This is a genomic window from Pseudomonas sp. MF6776 (assembly GCF_016613125.1).
In the GTDB taxonomy this organism is placed as follows: domain Bacteria; phylum Pseudomonadota; class Gammaproteobacteria; order Pseudomonadales; family Pseudomonadaceae; genus Aquipseudomonas; species Aquipseudomonas iridis.
Window position 1 is genome coordinate 35,586 of sequence record NZ_JAENSQ010000025.1, and the last position, 21,089, is coordinate 56,674.

Sequence of the window (21,089 nt, forward strand, 5' to 3'; positions counted from 1 at the left end):
CAACTGGCACGGTCGCTGCAATTCCTCACTCGACGAGTTGTAACACCATTTTTCATGCCTGGAGCACTACAACAATGAATAGATCCTCTGATGGTTTTTATGCTGCCTACGAAGGAGAGTCGAGCAACGTTTCAGGGGTGTCCTGGGGCGCGATTTTCGCAGGTGCTGCGGCGGCCGCTGCACTGTCGATGATTCTGGTGCTGCTGGGCTTCGGGTTGGGTTTCTCTGCCGTTTCACCTTGGGCCGGGGAGGGCATCAGCGCCAAGGGCCTGGGCATTTCAACGATTGTCTGGCTGGCGGCGACGCAAATCATCGCCTCCGGGCTGGGTGGCTACATCGCCGGCCGCCTGCGAGTGAAGTGGGCGAACATGCACGGTGACGAAGTGTATTTCCGCGACACCGCTCATGGCTTCCTTGCCTGGTGTGTGGCGACCTTGGTGACGGCCGTGCTGGTCGTCGGTTCGGTCAGCAGTGTCATCAGCGGCGGCGTGCAGGCCGGTGCCAGTGTTGCCGGTGGTGCAGCAAGCGCCATGACCCAGGCGGCCGGCACGGCTGCAGCCAATACCGATAGCAACCAGTACGGTTACTACATCGACAACCTGTTCCGCGATGACCGTCCAGCGTCCGTCAGTGATGACGCTGCACACGGTGCAGTGGCCCGGATCTTCACCCAGAGCCTGGCCGATGGTCAGCTCAGCGCCGAAGACCGCACTTACCTCGCACAACTGGTTGCACAGCGGACCAACCTGAGTCAGGCCGACGCCGAACGTCGTGTCGATGAAGTGTATGCCCGCACTCAGAAAGCCATTGCCGACGCCAAGCTGAAAGCTCAGCAAGCCGCTGATACCGCCGCGAAAGTCGCTGCCATGACCTCGCTGTGGATGTTCGTTGCGCTGTTGGCCGGTGCGTTCTTCGCAAGCTTTGCAGCCATCTTCGGCGGTCGTCGTCGGGATGCGGTCGAGTACGTTGAAGTCGACACCTACACCACTACCTCCACACTGCCTCCAGTTCGTTAAATAGGGAGAATCACCATGCGCTCACTACTGCTGTTTTTCCTCGGTATTCCGATCCCGATCATCATCCTGATTGCGCTGTTCGTACACTAATTGCTCTATTGAGGCTCATGCCTCGGCCGCTTCTACCTTCGGGTAGAAGCGGCTTTTTGCTTTCTGGGGGTTCAACAGCGAGAATCTGCGCCCCAAGCGGATGGGCCGCTTCAGGTTCTGTTTAAGGATGAATGCGTTGGACAAGAAGGAAATCAAACGGCAGTTGGTGGAAATGCTCGAAGCCGGGCGCTCCAGGACCGAAACCTTCAAGGCGCTTTCAGGCGGCAAGGTCAAGGATCGGGTGTTGGCCGCCTGGATCGCCGGCCGTCCGGATCCGGTCCTCATCGAGCGCCATTCACTGAAGATCAAAATCCTCGTTGGACTGATGTGCGTTCAGGCAGCGCTCACTGCATTGGCGGCGTTGACGCTTGGCTATTCGTTCAGCATCGGCTTGGTCTTGAGCATCATGCTGATCGCTGGCGGCATCCCGCTTTTGTTTGCGTGGGGTTTCTACAAAAACTCCGCAGCGGCTTATACCGCCTACGTCCTGCTGACACTCAGCCAGATGTCGCGCCTGTTCAAGGGTTACGCTGAGGATCCGGTATCGACGGCGATAGCGGTGGGCATCACTCTGGCACTGGTGTTCTACGTTGCCTGGCTGAAGACAAAACTGTTTCCCGACCTTGGGTTCATTGGTGCAAAGAAGATCAAAGGCCAATTCGTCTTCTCCAACTGATCGTTGAACAATCCGACTGCTTTCACTGGCCTGGATCAATATTTCAGCTGGCGATATCGCCTAACGTAAATGATCCAGGCCTTTGCTAAAACATGAACTACATTGTTCTCGCGCGCACCTCGTTGCGCTGACGGAGTACCTCGCGAGCCCGCCCGAGCCAAGAATCAAACGGGACGCAAGGTGTAGTGCAGCAAGGAGCTGACACAACCTCAACCGAACCTTTTCACGGATGAACATCGCAATGCACTGCCTAGAAAGAACCTTCGATATCCAGCCCTTGGCGCAGGCGGATATGACCGTCCACATCAACGGTCAACCGGTCACTGCCGCCATCGGCGAAACCGTCCTCAGCGTTATCCAGTCCCTCGGCGTGCGCCAGATTGCACGCAACGATCATGATCAGATCAGCGGCGCGTACTGCGGCATGGGCGTGTGCCAGTGCTGCCTGGTGAAAATCAATGGCCGGCATAAACGCCGTGCCTGCCAGACCGTCGTGCGTGATGGCATGCAGATCGAAACCCAGGTCAACCGCATCGCCGGGCAGGAGGTCGTATGAGCCTGCAACCGGTGATCGTCGGCGGTGGTCCGGCGGGGATGGCGGCGGCCATCGAACTGGCGCGCCATGGCGTGCGCTGCACCTTGCTGGAAGAGGCGTCGCGCCTTGGTGGTGTGGTCTATCGCGGGCCGCTGCGTGACGGCGTGCAGCTGGATTATCTCGGGCCACGTTACTCCGAAGCGCTGGGCAAACTGCACGGTGATTTCCTGGAGCAATCGGGGTTGATCGACGTGCGCCTGAATCACCGCGTGGTCGGCGCCGAAGGCACCCGCGCGCTGGTAGTGCTGGACGCTGACGAGCAGCTTCACGAGATCGAGTATCCACAGTTGTTGCTGTCGGCCGGCTGCCATGAGCGCAGCGTGCCGTTTCCCGGCTGGACCCTGCCTGGGGTGATTCTGCTCGGCGGCCTGCAACTGCAAATCAAGAGTGGCGTGGTCAAACCGCGAGGCCCGGTGATTATCGCGGGGACCGGCCCACTGCTGCCGTTGGTGGCGACGCAGCTGCATGCGTCGGGCGTCAAAGTCGCGGGTGTTTATGAGGCCTGCGCGTTCGGCAAGATCGCCCGCGAAAGCCTGGCGTTGCTGAACAAGCCGCAATTGTTCCTTGATGGCTTGAGCATGCTCGCCTACCTGAAACTGCACGGCATCGCGATGAACTACGGCTGGGGCGTGGTCGAAGCCCACGGCGAAGGCGAACTGAAAAGCGTCAGTGTCGCGCCGTACTCGCAGAGCTGGACGCCGGACATGTCCCGTGTCGAGCGCTTCGAGGCGCAGACCCTGGCGGTCGGTTACGGCTTTATTCCGCGCACCCAAATCAGTCAGCAAATGGGCCTGGATCATGGCTTCAGCGACGACGGTTATCTGCGCGCCCATTCAAATGTCTGGCAGCAGAGCAACCAGCCTCACATCCATCTGGCCGGCGACATGGGCGGGATTCGCGGTGGTGAAGCGGCGATGCTGGCCGGCAAGATCGCGGCGACATCCATCCTACTGCAACGCGGTGTGCTCGACGCGGATCTGGCGCAGGTTCGCCGCGACCGCTATCTGGGCAAACTCAAATCCATCGTGCGTTTTCGCGCGGCGGTGGATCGTTACACCGAACGTGGTGTTGGCCAGATCGCATTGCCGAACGCCGACACAGTGATTTGCCGCTGCGAACACGCGACCCGCGCCGACATCGATCTGGCGCTGGAGCAGGGCGTGCAAGACATTGCCAGCCTGAAAATGCGCACCCGCGTGAGCATGGGCGACTGTCAGGGGCGGATGTGCGTTGGCTACTGCAGCGACCGCTTGCGCCAGTCCACCGGACGCCAGGATGTCGGCTGGCTGCGCCCGCGCTTCCCGATCGATCCGATTCCTTTTTCCGCATTCCAGTCTGTCGGCACGGAGGCCGCTTCCCATGAGTAAGTTCTACGACGTGGTCATCGCCGGCGGCGGTGTGATCGGGGCGTCTTGCGCCTATCAATTGTCCAAACGCAAAAACCTCAAGGTGGCCTTGATCGACGCCAAGCGTCCGGGCAATGCGACCCGCGCGTCAGCCGGTGGTTTGTGGGCGATCGGCGAGTCGGTGGGCCTGGGGTGCGGGGTGATTTTCTTCCGCATGATGTCGGCCAACCGCAAGCGCGAAACCCAGGGCGCGGCGGTGGCAGTGGACGCCAGTACGCCGCACATCCTGCCAGAGTCGTTCTTTGATTTCGCCTTGCAGTCCAACGCGCTGTACCCGGCGCTGCACCGTGAACTGAAAGACAATCACGGCATGGATTTCAAGTTCGAAAAGACCGGGCTCAAATTCGTGATTTATGACGATGAAGACCGGCTCTACGCCGAACATATCGTCGGCTGCATTCCGCATTTGGCCGATCAGGTGCGCTGGCTCGATCAAGCCGCACTGCGCGAAGCCGAGCCCAGCGTCAGTCATGAAGCACGCGGGGCGCTGGAGTTTCTCTGCGACCATCAGGTCAGCCCGTTCCGCCTCGCCGACGCCTACATGGAAGGCGCGCGGCAGAATGGTGTCGATATCTTCGTCAACACCAACGTCACCGGCGTGTTGCACCACGGCACGCGGGTCACCGGCGTACAAACGGCCGAGGAGGGCGTGTTCCACTGCAAGACGCTGATCAATGCCGGCGGTGCCTGGGCGGCGGACCTGAGCGAATGGGCGACCGGCATCCGCATTCCGGTGAAACCGGTGAAAGGGCAGATTCTGCTGACCGAGCGCATGCCGAAAATCCTCAACGGCTGCCTGACCACCAGCGACTGCTACGTGGCGCAAAAGGACAACGGCGAGATCCTCATCGGCAGCACCACCGAAGACAAAGGCTTCGACGTCACCACCACCTACCCGGAAATCGCCGGGCTGGTGCAGGGGGCGGTGCGCTGCTTGCCGGAGCTTGCGCACGTCAACCTCAAACGCACCTGGGCGGGACTGCGCCCAGGTTCGCCGGATGAGTTGCCGATTCTTGGGCGAATGCGTGGCGTGGAGGGATATCTGAATGCGTGCGGGCACTTCCGTACCGGGATTCTGACCTCGGCCATTACCGGTGTGCTGCTGGATAAAATGGTCAACGACGAGCCGCTGCCATTGGACATCACGCCGTTTCTGGCGGATCGCTTCGAGACTGCGCCGGTCAAGCAGACGCTCGAGTTAGAACCTGCCTGACCTGAGCCCGCCACCATCCCTGTGGGAGCGAGCCTGCTCGCGAATGCAATCTGTCAGTTGTCGAAGTGTTGACTGACACAACGCTTTCGCGAGCAGGCTCGCTCCCACATTGGGATTTGTGTAAGGCTCAGGGCTGGCGCGATTCTTCTTCAAGCTGATCCGACTCAAACAACCGCGCCAGTTCCGCCCGGGCTTCCTGGGCGGTTTGCAGGACTTTGGCTGCGTCGTCGTACACCGCGTGTTGCGCCTCCAGCACCTGTTCATCGTGGTGCTTGAAGCGTTTGATCCGCGCATCGGCCTGGGCCTGGGTCAGCCCGAGGCCAACCAGCGTGCGCCGGCTCATTTCCAGACTTGAGTAGTACGTTTCACGAATCGCCTCGGCGCCAACATCCACCAAGCGGTGAACGTGCTGACGGTTACGGGCCCGGGCGATGATCTTCATGTGCGGGTAGAGCTTGCGCACCACCTCGGCGGTCTTGATATTCGTCTCCGGATCATCCGTGGCGATCACAAAATATTCCGCCTCACCGACCTTGGCTGCGTGCAGAATTTCCGGGCGCATCGGGTCGCCATAGAACACCGGCACACCACCGAAACTGCGCGACAGTTCGATGGTTTCCACCGAAGTGTCGAGGGCGACAAACTTGATGTTCTGCGCCCGCAGAATCCGCGCAACGATCTGCCCCATCCGGCCCATGCCGGCGATCACCACGCGCGGCGTGTCCGTGTCGATCGCGCGGAATTTCTCGGGTACTTCCACCGGTTGCACTTTTGGGCTGACCAGCCTTGCGCAAAGCAACAGCAACAACGGCGTCACGGCCATCGACAGGGTGATGGTCAGCACCAGCAGGTCATACAGACGCGGCTCGAACAGACCCTGATCGCGCCCGATCTTGAACACCACAAACGCGAACTCGCCCCCCGCCGCGAGCACGATGCCGAGTCGAATCGCACTGACCTTGTTCAAGCCACCGGCCAGGCGTCCCACCACAAACAGCAACGGCAGCTTCAAGCCGATCAACAACAGCGTCAGCCCCAGCACGGTAATCGGCGCGCTGAGCAACAGACTCAGATTGGCACCCATGCCGACGCTGATGAAAAACAGCCCGAGCAGCAGGCCTTTGAACGGTTCGATCTGCGCTTCCAGTTCATGGCGATATTCAGAATCGGCCAGCAGCAAACCGGCAAGAAATGCCCCCAGCGCCATCGACACACCGACCAGATCCATCAGCCACGCGGTGCCGATCACCACCAGCAGCGCGGTAGCGGTCGACACTTCCGGCAGACCGGTTTTCGCCACCACGCGAAACACCGGCCGCAACAGATAGCGCCCGCCGATCACCACCACGGCAATACCACCGAGCACCTGCAAACTATGCCGTACATCGTCGGCAGTGCTGGTGTGATGATCGACACCAGCGAGCATCGGCACCAGCGCGATCAACGGGATCGCGGCGATGTCCTGAAACAGCAGAATGGCAAACGCCAGGCGCCCGTGGGGGCTGGTCAGCTCCTTGCGCTCGGCAAGGCTTTGCAGGCCGAACGCGGTGGACGACAGCGCCAGACCGAGGCCCAGCACAATCGCGCTGTTCAGCGGCTGACCGAACACGGCCAACGCCAGCACGCCAATCACCGACGCGGTCAGCAGCACCTGCGCCAGACCGACACCGAACACCGATTTGCGCATCACCCACAAGCGTCGCGGCGACAGCTCAAGACCAATGATGAACAGCAGCAACACCACGCCCAGCTCCGAGATGTGCGCCACGCTCTGCGGGTTGCCGATCAGGCCCAGCACCGACGGGCCGATGATTACCCCGGCAAACAGATAACCAATCACCGCGCCCAATTGCAGACGTTTGGCCAAGGGCACGGTGAGCACCGCCGCGAGCAGAAAAACAACGGCGGCTTGCAACAAATTGCCTTCATGGGGCATGGGTTTACTCCTGACAACGGCACGGGGGGGGGCGACAAGGATAAAGGCTGAAACCTCGTCAAACCAAATCCCCCTGATTCGGATGATCAACACAATCCCCTCGTAGGGGTGATTGAGATCTGTAACATATTGCATCAATTGGTTACATTTATAACCCAAGCGAATCAATCCCCGAGTCCCGCCATGGCCATCAACTTCGACCTTAACGACCTGCAAGCCTTTCGCGCCGTGGTCGAGCAGGGCAGTTTCCGCAAAGCCGCCGACACCGTGCGACTCTCGCAACCGGCCTTGAGTCGACGCATCGAGAAGCTTGAAGACGCTCTGGGCGTGAAACTGTTCGAGCGCACCACGCGCAAAGTCAGCCTGACCCAGGCCGGGCGCGGTTTTATGCCGAGTGTCGAACGTTTGCTGGACGATCTGGACGTTGCACTGCTGGGCATCAGCGAAGTTGCTTCGACCCGACTGGGCCACGTCACCGTCGCTTGCGTGCCCTCTGCCGCGTACTACTTCATGCCGCGTGTGGTTGCCCGCTATCACCAGCAATTCCCGCGCATCAAGGTCAAAGTCCTCGACTCCAGCGCCCACGACGTATTGAGCGCCGTGGTCAATGGCGAGGCCGATTTCGGTTTGAGTTTTATGGGCACGCAGGATGCCAAAGTCGACTTCGAACCGCTTGTGCAGGAGTGCTATGTCGTGGCGTGTCGTCGCGATCACCCGTTGGCCGGGCGCAACAGCGTGACGTGGGACGAGTTCTACCAGCAGGATTACATCTCGCTGGACAAGACTTCCGGCAACCGCTTTTTACTCGATCAGGCCTTGAGCAGCGTGGTGCCGCAGCGTCAGAGCATCTGCGAAACCCGGCATGTGACGACGATGATTGGCCTGGTGGAGGCGGGGTTGGGCGTAGCGGCGGTGCCGCTGATGGCGATGCCGGGGCCGGATCATCCGATCCTGACGCGGATACCGCTGACGGATCCGCAAGTGATGCGCAGCGTTGGCATTATCAAGCGCCGGGATCGCACGCTGACCCCGGCGGCACTTGAACTGGAGCGGCTGGTGGTGGAAATGAAAGTCCAGCCGCCGATTATCAACGCTTGACCGAATCCAGCCCGGTCGCCTGCACGTCAGCCTGTGCGGCCGGCGCAGCGAGGTAGGCGAGTAACGCTTTGGCCTCGGCGGGATGTTGCGCGTTGACCGGAATCCCCGCAGCGAAGCGCGTCACCGATTGCACCGACTCTGGAATCTTCGCCACGAAACTCACGCCTGGCACCGGCAGCAATTCGCTGACCTGCTGGAAGCCCAGTTGATAATCACCCGTGGCAACCACCGAGCCCACGGGGATTTTCGCGATCATCTTCGCCTTCGGTTTCAACTGATCTTCGATGCCGAGTTTCTTGAACAACTGCTGCTCGATGTACACGCCGCTGGCGCTGTCGGAGTACGCCACCGATTGCGCGTCAAGCAGGGTTTTCTTCAGGCTCTCGACGTTGCTGATGTCCGGTTTCGGCGCGCCAGCGCGTACCACCAGGCCGATCCGCGAGTCCGCCAGTTCTACCCGCGATGCCGGGTCGACCTTGCCTTGTTTGATCAATTCGTCGAGGGCGTAGCCGACCATGATCACCACGTCGGCGTGCTCGCCACGCGCGAGGCGATTGGGAATTGCCTCTGGCGCCTTGCCCATCGACGGGCCGAACTGGGTGTCGAGGGTGTTGCCCGTGGTCGCGGCGAATTTCGGGCCGAGGATTTTATAGGCCGCGGTGAAGCCGCCCGAGGTCATCACGTTTACTTGTTCGGCGTGCGCCAGGGCGCTGAAAGCGAGGAGGGCGAGGGCGCCCAGATTCAACAGTTTTTTCATGGTCGTGGTTCCTTATGCAGTAGCCGGTTGCAGACGGCCGCCTGCGCGGCGATAGAGGTAAAGCGTCGCGAGCAATGCGCACAGCGCACCGATGCTCATCCAGTAGCCCGGCGCGGCTTTGTCGCCGGTGTACTGAATCAGGAAGGTCGACATCGCCGGCGTGAAACCGCCGAAGATCGCTGTGGCCAGGCTGTAGGCGAGGGAGAAACCGGCGACGCGTACTTCCACCGGCATGATCTCGGTGAGCGCCGGAATCATCGCGCCGTTGTACAAACCGTAAATAAACGACAGCCACAACAGCGACAGCAGCATGTGGTTGAAACTTGGCGCCTGCACCAGGTACGACAGTGCCGGATAGGTCGTGGCCAAGGCCAGCAGCGACATCGCGATCAGCACCGGACGACGACCGATGCGGTCGGACAACATGCCGCCGATCGGCAGCCAAAAGAAGTTCGACACACCCACCAACAGCGTCACCAGCAACGCATCGGACGTGCTCAGATGCAGCACGGTTTTGCCGAAGGTCGGCGCGTATACGGTGATCAGGTAAAACGCGGTGGTGGTCAGGGCGACCATCAGCATCCCGCCGAGCACCACGCCCCAGTTCTGGCCGAGGGTACGGAACACTTCGCCCATGCTCGGGCGGTGCTTGCGTGCGGCGAACTCTTCGGTTTCCGCCAGATTACGGCGAAGGAAAAAGATGAACGGGACGATCATGCAGCCGATGAAAAACGGAATCCGCCAGCCCCAATCGGCAACCACTTCCGGCGCCATCCATGCGTTCAGCGCGTAACCCAAGGCAGCCGCGACGATGATCGCCACTTGCTGACTCGCTGATTGCCACGCGGTGAAAAAACCTTTGCGGCCCGGCGTGGCGATCTCGGAGAGATACACCGACACGCCACCCAGTTCCGCACCGGCCGAGAAACCCTGCAACAGTCGCCCGATCAATACCAGCGCCGGGGCGAACAGGCCGATGGTTTCGTAACCAGGCACCAATACAATCAATATCGTGCCGCTGGCCATGATCGACAGGGTGACAATCAACCCTTTGCGCCGACCGACATCATCGATGTAGGCGCCAAGCACAATCGCCCCCAGCGGACGCATCAGGAAGCCTGCGCCAAACACTGCAAAGGTCATCATCAGGGAGGCGAATTCACTGCTCGCCGGAAAGAACACCGCCGCGATCTGGGTGGCGTAGAAGCCGAACAGAAAGAAGTCGAACTGTTCGAGGAAGTTACCCGAGGTCACTCGGAAAATGGCACCGGCCCGCGAGCCGCCGTGTGGGATTGAGGCTGTCATAGAAAAGAACTCCACCGCTTTTATGACGTGCGCTACGGGGAGGCGGCGCACGGTTTTTATTGAGGCGGATGGTGGCGCAGATGTAACAATCTGTTAATTGCATTGTTGGCATGGATTGATGCTGAAAGTGAATCAATGGGCTGGCATTGCGATCATCAGTGGGAGCGAGCCTGCTCGCGAAGGCGTGCGTTCAGGCGCTGGAGATGTTGCCTGTGCCGGCCTCATCGCTGGCAAGCCAGCTCCCACAAAGATCTGTAAGGAGCTCAAGTTTTGTAACCGCCATCGAAACCTGTGGGAGCTGGCTTGCCAGCGATGACGACCTGTTTAACGAAAGAAATCCCCCGGCCAGTCCAAACAAAAAACAAGGAATGATTTCGCCGCCGCGCAGTCGGAGTTCAGGTAGTACATATCTCTGGAGATTCACCGATGAACAGCAAAACCCTATTCGCCAGCCTGGCCCTGGTCGCCGGCATTGCCGGGATCAGCCCGATTGTTCAAGCGGCGCAAACCTCGAACGATCCCTCCGTCCAGTCCCCCGTCAGCGATCGCGAACTAAAGATCAACGACCGCGCGCCAGACGTTTATCAACGCAGCGACAAAGCCTTGAAAAACTGGAAAGCGAAAGGTTTGAAAGCACCGGTTGAGCAAGCGCAGTGGGTGCAGATCAAAGATCAGTACGTGATGGTGATGATCACCAACGGGACGATTGTCGAGATGCAGCCAGTAGAACGTTAAGCCGCTTCAGATGATCAGCCACGGATGGCTGATTTTGCAGTTCCGCGCTTACAACAACTGCCCCTTGTCCCAAAGATGCACCAGATCTCCCGGCGCCTGATCCTCCGGCACTTTCAGCACCATTTCCCCGGATGGGTAGCGCACTTCTATCTGATAGAAGCGCTGGTCTGCGCGCCCGGTTTCGGCGCTGTCCAGGGGCAGGCACCCCTCCAGCACCGAGCAGATTCGGGTGCGTTCGCTGATGTCGCATTGAGCGAATTCGATTTCACGGGGGCGGCTCAGGCTATGAATGGCCGCCACGCCACCCTGACGGGATACCCGCACTACGGAATCGTCACCTAACTCGGGTAGAACTTTCATACGACCTCCACGACCAATTCGATACCGACCTGAGCCCAGGCCTCACGCACCGCAGTTACCTCTCTGGTACCGAAGCGCTTGCCAGCGTTTTCGACCGTCAACCCGGCGAATGCCTCAAACGTTGCGTCCTGACTCAAGCTTTTGTCGCACAGCGTGTCGTACCAGATCCGCCCGGCTTTCTCCCAAGCGAAACCGCCCAAGGTTCGAGCCGCCAGATAGAACGCCCGGTTGGGAATCCCTGAGTTGATATGCACGCCACCATTGTCTTCGGTGGTAATGACGAACTTGCGCATGTGATCCGGTTGCGGATCCTTGCCCAACAGCGGATCGTCATAAGCCGTGCCGGGATGCGACATCGAGCGCAGCCCCTTTCCGTGGATTTGTGGCATCAGCAGATCAGCGCCGATCAGCCAGTCAGCCTGCTCCGCCGTGTGGCTGAGCGAATATTGCTTGGTCAACACGCCGAACACATCCGACAGTGATTCGTTAAGTGCACCCGATTGGTTCGCGTAAATCAGACCGGCTTCGCTTTCCGTCACGCCATGGGCGAGTTCGTGGGCGATGACGTCGAGCGAGCGGGTGAAACGCTGGAAAATTTCCCCATCACCGTCACCGAACACCATTTGAGCGCCATTCCAGAAGGCGTTTTCGTAGCCTTGGCCGTAATGCACGCTGCCGATCAGGGCAAACCCGTTGTTGTCGATCGAGTCGCGGCCCAACACCTTCCAGAAGAAATCATAGCTGGCACCCAGCGCCTCATAAGCTTCATCGACCGCCGGATCGCCTGTTGCCGCCTGTCCTTCCACACGTACCTCAATCCCGGGCAGCAGCATTTTGTTTTGAGCATCATGGATGCTGCGCTGTGCGATGCCGGGTTTGTTCGATGGCGGCAGGATTGCCTGGGCCAACGGACGCGAAGGCGGGCCGGGATTGGGCAGCAGGCTGCGCACATGATTGAGGGTGCGCATCGCCGCAGTCCGTTGCGGCTCCGAACCGTGGGCGATGATGCGATTGAGGATGTACGGCGGAATGAAACTGCGCAGCAAACGTGAGTCGGTCATCAGAGCTTCCTTGGCTAAATACGATGTCGATACACATGTGAGCAGCGCTGCGTGTTTCGGTTCCATGCATTGCCATCGGCAACGAATTCTGCGAAAAACGCCGTCCGTGCCCCTACCGGGCCATCCCGACTGAGTGAAACAGCCATGACGAACGAACTACAAATCATCGACCTGCAACCGGGCGGGGACAAAGCTGCCGTCAAAGGTGCGCTGATCACCACCCAATACACCGGCTGGCTGGAAGACGGCACCGAATTCGACTCTTCCTACAGCCGTGGCAAACCATTTCAGTGTGTGATCGGCACCGGCCGCGTGATCAAGGGCTGGGATCAGGGGCTGATGGGCATGCAGGTGGGCGGTAAACGCAAACTGTTGGTGCCGGCGCATCTGGGGTACGGGGAACGGACCATGGGCAAAATTCCGCCGAATTCGAATCTGGTGTTTGAGATTGAGTTGCTGGAGGTTTTGACGCGGGAGGATTGAGGCTGGCTTTGCCGTTTGTTTTGACCCATCAAGGACAGATCAATGGATGTGTGGCCCGTGCTTTATCAAAATCAAATCATCGATCGGCTCGGCAAAGGACTTCTTGCCAAGACTCGTCACGACGGTGAGGGCAGTACCGAGTCCTCCAGCGAGCTGCTGAACTCGCTGGATGCTGTGGAGGTTTGCCTCAGGGCACATACACTCTTTATTCTCTCCGGCTTTCGGCGGTGAATGTGTCGACGTAGTCTCGAACAAGCTCTGCAGGTTCGATGCAATGCCTGTGAGAGCAGGCGACTGTCAGGCCCACTGCAGTGGTGGATTTAGCGGGAAACAGATGTCCACTTCCAGCTTCGCTGCGGCGGACAGATTGACCAACGCATCCAGAGAGAACTTGTCGATCTTGCCATTGAGTACATCGTTCAGGCGTGGCTGACTGATCCCCAGTTTTTTCGCTGCATCCTTTTGTGGAAGCTCCCAAGCGCGGATGGTCTCGCAAAGTGTGCGCATCAGTTTGGCCCGCAAACGCATATTGGCAGCCTCCTGCGGGGTATCTTCCAGAGCGTCCCAGACGTTTGAGAAACGCTGGGAAGCGATTTGATGATCCTTCATGGCTAAATGATTTCCTGGTATCTGGTGCGTGCTAATTCGATATCTCGCGTTTCAGTTTTGCGGGTGGTCTTGTGTATGGCGTGCAGCACATAGATCGCCTCGGGTCGGTTGACCACGTAAAACACTCGAAACGCTCCTGAATCCTCAGTGATCCTGATTTCGTTGACGCCCCGACCTACTGTTTTCACGGGGCGCCAATCAAAGGGTTCGTCACCCTGCTGCAATAGATCCAATTGAAATCCCGCAGCTCTGCGAGCATCAATCGGGAAAGCTTTCAGATCCTTGAGTGCGCTCCCGACAAACACCACATCCTTGTGTCTTGGCATCGACTTCTCCTGTTTTGACCGGAAAAGCCTAATCGCTCAACTAAAATCGTGGTGCGGCGTTGTGTTGCAAGGCATGGCAGCAATCACCTGATCATAAGATTATATCGAAATCGATATAAATCAAGCCCCCTCTGGATTTCCAGTTATTTGGTTCCAGACAGGGATATCTTCGTGAGCTGATTTTCAACATTGTTCACATGGACCGATCACACCACAGCTCCACTGTAGGAGTAAGCCTGGTCGCGATTGCGCCCTTGAAAATCCCCTCAAGAAGTGATTCTGACTCCACCCCCAAAGCGCTCTCGATACACCGACGGCGGCACTCCAACCACCCCGCGAAACGCCACCCGGAAACTCTCCACCGACCGATAACCGCAGCGCTCGGCAATCTGCTCGGTGTGTTGGTCTGTGCTCTCCAGCAACTCCCGCGCCCGCGCCAACCGCTCATGCTGCAACCACGCCTTGGGCGATTGCCCGCTGGCTTCAGTGAAACGCCGCAGGAATGTTCGCTCGCTCATCGCCGCTTCACTCGCCAGATCGCGCACTTCCAGCGGCTCATGCAAGCGCTCGCGGGCCCATTGCATCACGCGTGACAGATCGTTGCGCGGTGTCTGGCAAACAGGGGTCGGAATGAATTGCGCTTGACCGCCGGTACGCTGCGGCGACATCACCAGCCGCCGCGCCACCGAGTTGGCGACCTGCGTGCCAAAGTCGCGCGCGACCAGATGCAGGCAGGCGTCGATGCCGGCCGCGCTGCCTGCCGAAGTGATCAACTGGCCGGAGTCGACGTAGAGCACATCCGGATCGACTGCAATGGCTGGAAAGCGCTGCGCCAGTTCCGCCGTGTAACGCCAATGGGTGGTGGCGCCACGCCCATCGAGCAGGCCGCTGGCGGCCAGCACAAAAACGCCTGAGCAGATCGACAACAGCCGCGCACCCCGTGCGTGGGCCTGACGCAGCGCGTCAATCAATGCTGGAGGCACCGCAGCATTTCGGTCGCGCCAGCCGGGGATGATGATGGTGCGGGCCTCGGTCAGCAGCTCTAACCCCCCGTCAGCCAGCACCTGAATCCCGCCCATGGCGCGCATCGGGCCTTGATCGACCGCCGCAATCGCGTGCTCGTACCACGGGAACTCAAACTCCGGCCGGGTCAGGCCGAAGATTTCTACGGCGATGCCGAACTCGAATGTGCAGAGGCCGTCGTAGGCCAGAATCGCGACCAAACCTGGTGAAGTAGGCATTTGGCGGAAAATTCCCGGTGGGTGTCTTGTGCGCCACTTTAGCGATAAGCGTTGGCTGGATAAAGTCTGTTCACACCCACTCAGATGAAGGAGCAACACCTTATGACCAGCCTGGTTTGCGAAATCCCTGCCGCCCCGTCGGCCATCGCCCTCATGCATTTCAGCAGTCGTCTGACGTTCGAAACCGATTGTTCCGACGTGTTCAGCAGTCTTGAGGCCGGTGCGGTCGACTTTGTGCTGGTCGATGTTCGCGGACCAGTGGCCTTCGAGCGAGGTCATATACCGGGCGCGATCAATATTCCAACGCGGCGGCTGACCGTTGAAGGTTTGGCGGGTTACCCGAAAACCACGCTGTTTGTGGTCTATTGCGCCGGCCCGCATTGCAATGGCGCGAACAAGGCTGCGGTGAAACTGGCGGCGCTGGATTACCCGGTCAAGGAGATGATCGGTGGCGTGACAGGTTGGCTCGACGAAGGTTTTCAATTGAGCGTTGAGCAAGCCGCCAAAACCGCAATCGGCTGCGAATGCTGATCCCATTGTAGGAGCTGCCGCAGGCTGCGATCTCTTGATCTTGCGGTAAAAAAACCAGATCAAAAGATCGCAGCCTGCGGCAGCTCCTACATGGAAATCAGCTTATTTCTGCGCTGGAAATGCTCTTGTCCTACAGTCTTTGCACCACGACGGCGCACCTGTTGACCCCGGTCAATCAGTGCGCCGAAGTTCTGTAAGTAATTGTCGCTTAAAAACAATTTGCCCTGTGCGCGCCGCCATAGACTGCCGACCACTTCGGTTTTTTGCCGCTATATGGCCATGACCGAACGCTGAATCGAAAGCTGCCAATAAAAGCCTCCGCACACAGGAGTAATAAATGAAGAAGCTAGTGATGTTCGGTGCCCTGGCACTGTCGATGTTGTCCCTGACCGCTGTGGCCGAAGACGCCAAACCGATCCGCATCGGTATCGAAGCCGGTTACCCGCCGTTCTCGATGAAAACCCCTGACGGCAAACTCACCGGTTTCGACGTGGATATCGGCGATGCGCTGTGTGAGCAGATGAAAGTCAAATGTACCTGGGTCGAGCAGGAATTCGATGGCCTTATCCCGGCGCTGAAAGTGAAGAAAATCGACGCGATCCTGTCCTCGATGACCATCACTGACGACCGCAAGAAAAACGTCGATTTCACCATCAAGTACTACCACACACCGGCCCGCTTTGTGATGAAGGCCGGCTCCAATGTCACCGATCCGCTGACCCAGCTCAAAGGCAAGAAAGTCGGTGTACTGCGCGCCAGTACCCACGACCGTTTCGCCACTGAAGTGCTGGTCCCGGCCGGGATCGACCTGGTTCGTTACGGCTCGCAGCAGGAAGCCAACCTCGACATGACGTCTGGCCGTCTGGACGCGATGCTGGCCGACTCGGTCAACCTCAGCGACGGTTTCCTGAAAACCGACGCGGGTAAAGGCTTCGAATTTGTCGGCCCGACCTACGAAGACGCCAAATACTTCGGCGGCGGCGCCGGGATTGCAGTGCGCAAGGGCGATGCGGCCCTGGCTGAGCAGTTCAACAAAGCCATCACTGAAATCCGCGCCAACGGCGAGTACAAGAAAGTGCAGGACAAGTACTTCGACTTTGACGTGTACGGCCATTAATACGCCGTAGAAAAAGTGGCCCCGTTTGCGCGGTGGCCACTTTTTTTATGCCCATGATTTATCCTGCACAACACCTTTCCAATGTAGGAGCTGCCGCAGCCTGCGGAAGCTCCTACAGAGTTCGCGGAGTTTTCTTATGCAACGCATCGACCATCTTCTGCCCTGGAGCCATTTGGGCAGCGAACGTTCCCTCAGTGTGTTTCGTTACGGCGCGGGTGCCCGCAAGGTATACATCCAGGCCAGCCTGCACGCCGATGAACTGCCGGGCATGCGCACCGCGTGGGAACTCAAGCAACGCCTGAATGCACTTGAAGCGCAGGGTCGTTTGCAAGGTGTGATTGAACTGGTGCCGGTGGCTAACCCGATCGGACTCGATCAGCATCTGCAAGGCAATCACATGGGCCGCTTCGAATTGGGCAGCGGCAAGAACTTCAACCGTGCGTTCGTCGAACTCAGTGCGCCAGTGGCAGCGTTGATCGGTGATCGCCTGGGTTCTGATGCCGACGCCAATATCGCGCTGATCCGCCAGACCATGCTCCAGGTCTTCGATGATCTGCCGGCCCCGGCCTCGCAACTGCAAGCCCTGCATCGTTTGTTGCTGCGCCATGCTTGCGATGCCGATATCACCCTCGATCTGCACTGCGATTTCGACGCCGCGATTCACCTTTATGCGCTGCCCCAGCACTGGCCGCAGTGGCAGTCATTGGCGGCGCGCTTGAAGGCTGGCGTGGCGTTGCTGTGTGAAGATTCCGGTGGCAGCTCGTTCGATGAATCCTGTTCGACGCCGTGGCTGCGTCTGGCACGAGCCTTCCCGGACGCGGCAATTCCAGCGGCCAACCTCGCGACCACGTTGGAGCTGGGCAGCATGGGCGATACCCGGGTCGACCAGGCGCAGGCCAATTGCGAAGCGATTCTCGGGTTTCTGGCGGAGCAGGGTTTCATCAGCGGTGAATGGCCGGCGGCGCCAGGCGAATGCTGCGAAGGCATGCCATTCGAAGGCACCGAATACCTCTTCGCGCCGCACCATGGTGTGGTGAGTTTTCTGCGCTCGGCGGGCGATTGGGTAGAGCAGGGGGATGCGTTGTTCGAGGTGGTGGATCCATTGCAAGATCGCGTCACCACCGTGCGTGCAGGAACCAGCGGGGTGTTGTTTGCGATTGATCGCGGGCGTTACACCGAGCCGGGGATCTGGCAAGCGAAAGTGGCGGGGCGGGTACCGTTTCGCACGGGTAAATTGACTAACGACTGACCGATTTTTGCTGTATTTGCTGGCCTCATCGCTGGCAAGCCAGCTCCCACAAGGTTATGTGAACACCATAGATTCCTGTGGGAGCTGGCTTGCCAGCGATGGCAGCATCCGCGGCACCACAACATTTGGATCCTCGCTTCAGGATGTTAGGCTCCCCCCGAACCCTGCACCCGGTGAAGGAAGATTTATGTTGAAGGTGTTTGCTCTGTTGACCCTCCTGGCGTCCACCGCCGCTCATGCTCAAATCACACTGCAATCCGATCTGCCGCTCAAGTACATCGAACAGGTTCACCCTGACGCCGATCCACGTCCGTTGGTGATTTTCCTGCACGGTTACGGCAGCAATGAAGCCGATCTGATCGGCATGAAATTTCAGCTGCCGGCGCAGTACAACTACCTCTCGGTGCAGGCACCGCTGGCGTTGGGCGAAGGGCGTTTCCAGTGGTTTCGCAAGAAAGGCGAAGGTGCCTACAACGGCGAGACTGATGATCTGAAAACCAGCGGCCAGAAACTTCGGGATTTTGTCGCGCAAGCGGCGAAGAAATATCACGCTGCCCCGGACAAGGTGTACCTGATCGGCTTCAGCCAGGGCGCGATGATGACCTACGAGGTGGGCCTGCGACCACCCGTGGCGGTGGGCGGTATTGCAGCGTTGAGCGGGCGTTTATTGCCGGTGTTGAAGGCAGAGCTGAAGACAGGGCAACAACCGCTGCCGCTGAGCATCTTCATCGGTCACGGCACGGCCGATGATCCAGTGCCGTATCACCTCGGTGCTGAGGCCAATGCATTACTCCAGAAGCTGGATTACAAACCGCAGTTTCACGCGTATCCCGGCGTCGGCCACAGCATCAGTGTGGCCGAACTGCGGGACTTGAACGCCTGGCTGCAACAGCTCAATCCTTGAGGATGGTCTTCACCAGCGCATCGTGACCTTTCTTGTCGCTGACCCGGGAGATCACCTGAACCAGCGCCATGCGTGTCCCGGAACCCGCCATCAACGTCGTGTTGAGGGTTTGGCCGCCGCCCTGGCTGGCGGTGCTGTCGACCTGACGCAAGCCCAGGCCAGTGCCTTTCTGGGTCAGGCTTTTTTCGCTGAGTTTGTTGAAGTCCGGTAGCGCTTTGCGCTGGGCTTCGATGAAATCTGACACGCTGCCGTCCAGGAACTCGCTGTCGTTGTCCTTGACGTTGTTGCCTTCGGGGATCTGGTTTTCTGCGGCGATGACCACGGTTTTGCTGGTCTGATTGGTGTACATCGTGCCCGTGGCACCGGTCGGGCTGGCCGGCAGCGGTTCGGCAACGAAGCCTTTGGGCAGGGTGAAGGCGAATTTGCCGCCCAGCATCGAAACCTTCTCGGTGGCGGTTTTTTCCTTGGCCTTGGCGGCCTGAGCGTTGATGGCGCCGAGGCCGGCAACCGCCGCCAGCAACAGGACGACGGCTTTCTTGCTCAACAATGTCATTCGAATCTCCGGGAAGTGGTCATGCCAGGCGGGCGATCATCCCACGCAGCGCCTCGGCACTCCAGCACGTCTCGTCAGGCTTGCGGCTGCGGTGCCGGTTTGGCCAGCAGTTTGCGCGTGACGCCAAGCATGGCCACTGACACGGCCACGCCAATAGCAAATCCGCTGAAGCCCAGGCTTGGCAAGGTCAGCGCTGACACCAGACAAAAAGCCGAAAACGAGTACATCCCCGTCGCCGTCGCGCGCAACAACGCCGCAGTAAACTCGGGGCCGCGGGTCTGCTGGGAAAACACCGCCATGACACTGCCGAGCACCGGGAAGACTGCCAGCAATCCGCTCCAGCGTTCACCGACGGTGCTGGCCAGCATCGTCACCAGCAGCGTCAACGCCGCACCGGCGATCATCCGCCAGATCAGTTTGTCCGACTTTGGCGCCGAGCGATTGAGTACCGGTTGCACCTTGGGAAACAGGTAGGGCGCCGCCAATAAAGCAACTGCGGCCGCCCCTATAGAAAACGGCAGCGACGCCGGGATCAGCGACAAGACCAACGCCAGCGTCGCCCAGACCGCCAGCGAAGCGCTCAGCGCCCACGGCCAGTTCGCCTTCTGCGCGACCTGCGCGTACGTGATGCAGAAGGCGATCATGGCGAACATCGCCGACAACGCGGCCACTGCTGACTGCGCGGCAAACTGCGGCCCCTGTTCGATCGCCAGGAAAAACAGAATCGGCCCGACCACCACCGGCAAACCCGACAGCCAACCGGCGACGCTAGGCCCCCAGCGCTTGCCGGCCAATGAGATCAGCAGCAAAAAACCGGGAATCAGCAGCAGTTTTAGGATCAGCACGCGGGTGTCTCCGTCAGTGAGAGACGGCCACGGTAGCATTGCTGCACGTACATTGCTGCAGATGCGTGCAATTTTTGTATACAAGATTTTTGATCTGATATCCGGCTATGCTTTGCTTATGAGGGATTCGCAGAGTCGATGACGTAATGAGCCGATCAAAAAATGTTTTGCGTGGGTGCTGTGCCATAAGCTTTTGGGCCTTGCTGGTGGCGCCTGTCTGGGCCAACTGGCAGGACGAAGTGCCCGGCGCCAGGATCATTGGTACCGGCGATTTCAGTGTGTTCGGTTTCGACGTTTATAACGCACGGCTGTGGAGTGCCGCGCAGCCTCTGGCAGACGGGCAGCCTTTTGCCCTGGAGTTGATCTACCAGCGCAAGATTTCTCGCGACGATCTGGTCGAAGCCAGCGTTGATGAAATCAAACGTCTGAATGGAGCCTCCGTCACCCCGGCACAACTGACCGGCTGGCAGACACAGATGCAGCAGGCGTTCGTCGATGTTCAGGCCGGCACCCGTATCACCGGGGTGTATTTGCCGGGGCAGGGCGCACGTTTTTTTGTCGGTCAGCAGTTGCAGCATGAGATCGACGACCCGCAGTTTGCCCGAGCGTTTTTTGATATCTGGTTGAATCCGCGTACGCGCAATCCCGAACTGCGCCAGCAATTGCTGGGCGCGACGGGATCTTGAGCTCTCGTCAACGAGGTCGAAACGCCTGAGCTGAGTTTCCACTGATTTACGAATGTGCGCGTGAAACTCAGCTTGCCCGAAATCGCTACTACACCGTTCTGCCCGCCGGAAGTGGCCGGTAGTGTCACGGTTGATCCCAATACTGCATCAACCAAGGCTCAAGCCGTCGCTGTCGGCGATCAGCGATGCCGCATAACCTTTATCTGCACACGTCCATCTTGCAGACGCGGAGGATCGGCAAGGGTCTGCTCCTCTCATCCGGTTGCCTCTTGCCGGTGGCGATGTAATCAGCGAGCA

The 21,089-nt window shown here is 59.3% G+C and carries 24 protein-coding genes; 14 read left to right on the forward strand and 10 right to left on the reverse strand.

All coding sequences use genetic code 11. The annotated features are described in order from the left end of the window. Positions 1-74: 74 nt before the first annotated feature. From JJD74_RS23265 to hcnC, 5 genes are all read left to right on the forward strand, one after another. A complete protein-coding gene (locus JJD74_RS23265; protein ID WP_042559721.1) occupies positions 75-1,016 on the forward strand; it encodes a hypothetical protein in 942 nt (313 codons plus the stop codon). Positions 1,017-1,242: 226 nt separating this feature from the next. Next, entirely contained in the window at positions 1,243-1,782 is a 540-nt protein-coding gene (locus JJD74_RS23270; RefSeq protein WP_200616934.1) for a hypothetical protein, read from the forward strand. 241 nt (positions 1,783-2,023) lie between these two features. After that, on the forward strand, positions 2,024-2,338 hold the full coding sequence (locus JJD74_RS23275) for a (2Fe-2S)-binding protein (protein ID WP_042562120.1): 315 nt from the start codon (positions 2,024-2,026) through the stop codon (positions 2,336-2,338). Next, positions 2,335-3,744, forward strand: coding sequence for a cyanide-forming glycine dehydrogenase subunit HcnB (gene hcnB / locus JJD74_RS23280; RefSeq protein ID WP_200616917.1), 1,410 nt, complete (start codon positions 2,335-2,337; stop codon positions 3,742-3,744). The genes JJD74_RS23275 and hcnB overlap by 4 nt, the downstream gene beginning before the upstream one ends. Next, entirely contained in the window at positions 3,737-4,996 is a 1,260-nt protein-coding gene (gene hcnC / locus JJD74_RS23285) for a cyanide-forming glycine dehydrogenase subunit HcnC (RefSeq protein ID WP_047300592.1), read from the forward strand. The genes hcnB and hcnC overlap by 8 nt, the downstream gene beginning before the upstream one ends. 127 nt (positions 4,997-5,123) lie before the next feature. Here hcnC and JJD74_RS23290 read toward each other — a convergent pair whose 3' ends face one another. Further along, complete coding sequence (locus JJD74_RS23290; protein ID WP_042559718.1) at positions 5,124-6,932, reverse strand: monovalent cation:proton antiporter-2 (CPA2) family protein; 1,809 nt, start codon at positions 6,930-6,932, stop codon at positions 5,124-5,126. A gap of 183 nt (positions 6,933-7,115) precedes the next feature. Here JJD74_RS23290 and JJD74_RS23295 point away from each other — a divergent pair, with 183 nt between their 5' ends. Continuing rightward, on the forward strand, positions 7,116-8,030 hold the full coding sequence (locus JJD74_RS23295) for a LysR family transcriptional regulator (RefSeq protein ID WP_042559717.1): 915 nt from the start codon (positions 7,116-7,118) through the stop codon (positions 8,028-8,030). On the opposite strand, the gene JJD74_RS23300 is transcribed toward JJD74_RS23295, so the two are convergent. After that, positions 8,020-8,787: a substrate-binding domain-containing protein gene (locus JJD74_RS23300; protein ID WP_042559716.1), complete on the reverse strand. Its 768-nt coding sequence runs from the start codon at positions 8,785-8,787 to the stop codon at positions 8,020-8,022. The two genes, JJD74_RS23295 and JJD74_RS23300, sit on opposite strands and share 11 nt — an antisense overlap. A gap of 12 nt (positions 8,788-8,799) precedes the next feature. Then, positions 8,800-10,092, reverse strand: a complete 1,293-nt coding sequence (locus tag JJD74_RS23305) for an MFS transporter (RefSeq protein ID WP_115146797.1) — start codon at positions 10,090-10,092, stop codon at positions 8,800-8,802. Between the two features lie 426 nt (positions 10,093-10,518). Here JJD74_RS23305 and JJD74_RS23310 point away from each other — a divergent pair, with 426 nt between their 5' ends. Continuing rightward, a complete protein-coding gene (locus JJD74_RS23310) occupies positions 10,519-10,827 on the forward strand; it encodes an RcnB family protein (protein ID WP_042559713.1) in 309 nt (102 codons plus the stop codon). Between the two features lie 48 nt (positions 10,828-10,875). Here the strand turns inward: JJD74_RS23310 and JJD74_RS23315 are convergent, their stop codons facing one another. Next, the gene (locus JJD74_RS23315; RefSeq protein ID WP_115146799.1) at positions 10,876-11,187 is read right to left on the reverse strand and encodes a protealysin inhibitor emfourin; all 312 of its coding nucleotides are present in this window, start codon (positions 11,185-11,187) and stop codon (positions 10,876-10,878) included. Further along, positions 11,184-12,248, reverse strand: a complete 1,065-nt coding sequence (locus JJD74_RS23320; RefSeq protein ID WP_200616918.1) for a M4 family metallopeptidase — start codon at positions 12,246-12,248, stop codon at positions 11,184-11,186. Before JJD74_RS23320 ends, JJD74_RS23315 begins: the two co-directional genes overlap by 4 nt. Before the next feature lie 144 nt (positions 12,249-12,392). Here JJD74_RS23320 and JJD74_RS23325 point away from each other — a divergent pair, with 144 nt between their 5' ends. Together JJD74_RS23325 and JJD74_RS23330 are read left to right on the forward strand one after the other, a co-directional pair. Next, a complete protein-coding gene (locus tag JJD74_RS23325) occupies positions 12,393-12,731 on the forward strand; it encodes an FKBP-type peptidyl-prolyl cis-trans isomerase (RefSeq protein ID WP_200616919.1) in 339 nt (112 codons plus the stop codon). Positions 12,732-12,773: 42 nt separating this feature from the next. Beyond that, the gene (locus JJD74_RS23330) at positions 12,774-12,962 is read left to right on the forward strand and encodes a hypothetical protein (protein ID WP_115146801.1); all 189 of its coding nucleotides are present in this window, start codon (positions 12,774-12,776) and stop codon (positions 12,960-12,962) included. 66 nt (positions 12,963-13,028) lie between these two features. On the opposite strand, the gene JJD74_RS23335 is transcribed toward JJD74_RS23330, so the two are convergent. The 3 genes from JJD74_RS23335 to ftrA form a co-directional block, all read right to left on the reverse strand. Then, positions 13,029-13,340 (reverse strand): helix-turn-helix domain-containing protein, encoded by a 312-nt coding sequence (locus JJD74_RS23335; RefSeq protein WP_047300601.1) that lies wholly within the window; start codon positions 13,338-13,340, stop codon positions 13,029-13,031. Between the two features lie 2 nt (positions 13,341-13,342). After that, the gene (locus JJD74_RS23340; protein ID WP_115146802.1) at positions 13,343-13,666 is read right to left on the reverse strand and encodes a type II toxin-antitoxin system RelE/ParE family toxin; all 324 of its coding nucleotides are present in this window, start codon (positions 13,664-13,666) and stop codon (positions 13,343-13,345) included. A gap of 266 nt (positions 13,667-13,932) precedes the next feature. Beyond that, positions 13,933-14,907 carry a transcriptional regulator FtrA gene (gene ftrA, locus JJD74_RS23345; RefSeq protein ID WP_200616920.1) on the reverse strand — a complete coding sequence of 325 codons (975 nt, stop codon included), beginning with the start codon at positions 14,905-14,907 and terminating at the stop codon, positions 13,933-13,935. A gap of 102 nt (positions 14,908-15,009) precedes the next feature. On the opposite strand from ftrA, the gene JJD74_RS23350 reads away from it, so the two are divergent. The 4 genes from JJD74_RS23350 (at position 15,010) to JJD74_RS23365 (ending at position 18,708) form a co-directional block, all read left to right on the forward strand. Then, positions 15,010-15,438: a rhodanese-like domain-containing protein gene (locus JJD74_RS23350; RefSeq protein ID WP_115146804.1), complete on the forward strand. Its 429-nt coding sequence runs from the start codon at positions 15,010-15,012 to the stop codon at positions 15,436-15,438. Between the two features lie 337 nt (positions 15,439-15,775). Further along, on the forward strand, positions 15,776-16,555 hold the full coding sequence (locus JJD74_RS23355; protein ID WP_115146805.1) for an ABC transporter substrate-binding protein: 780 nt from the start codon (positions 15,776-15,778) through the stop codon (positions 16,553-16,555). A gap of 136 nt (positions 16,556-16,691) precedes the next feature. Beyond that, positions 16,692-17,804: a succinylglutamate desuccinylase/aspartoacylase family protein gene (locus JJD74_RS23360; protein ID WP_200616921.1), complete on the forward strand. Its 1,113-nt coding sequence runs from the start codon at positions 16,692-16,694 to the stop codon at positions 17,802-17,804. A gap of 187 nt (positions 17,805-17,991) precedes the next feature. Beyond that, on the forward strand, positions 17,992-18,708 hold the full coding sequence (locus JJD74_RS23365; RefSeq protein WP_200616922.1) for an alpha/beta hydrolase: 717 nt from the start codon (positions 17,992-17,994) through the stop codon (positions 18,706-18,708). Here JJD74_RS23365 and JJD74_RS23370 read toward each other — a convergent pair. Next, the gene (locus tag JJD74_RS23370) at positions 18,698-19,261 is read right to left on the reverse strand and encodes a hypothetical protein (protein WP_042559697.1); all 564 of its coding nucleotides are present in this window, start codon (positions 19,259-19,261) and stop codon (positions 18,698-18,700) included. The genes JJD74_RS23365 and JJD74_RS23370 overlap by 11 nt on opposite strands. 74 nt (positions 19,262-19,335) lie before the next feature. Next, entirely contained in the window at positions 19,336-20,106 is a 771-nt protein-coding gene (locus tag JJD74_RS23375) for a hypothetical protein (protein ID WP_042559696.1), read from the reverse strand. Between the two features lie 146 nt (positions 20,107-20,252). On the opposite strand from JJD74_RS23375, the gene JJD74_RS23380 reads away from it, so the two are divergent. After that, positions 20,253-20,792 carry a chalcone isomerase family protein gene (locus JJD74_RS23380; protein ID WP_200616923.1) on the forward strand — a complete coding sequence of 180 codons (540 nt, stop codon included), beginning with the start codon at positions 20,253-20,255 and terminating at the stop codon, positions 20,790-20,792. Positions 20,793-21,089 lie beyond the last annotated feature (297 nt).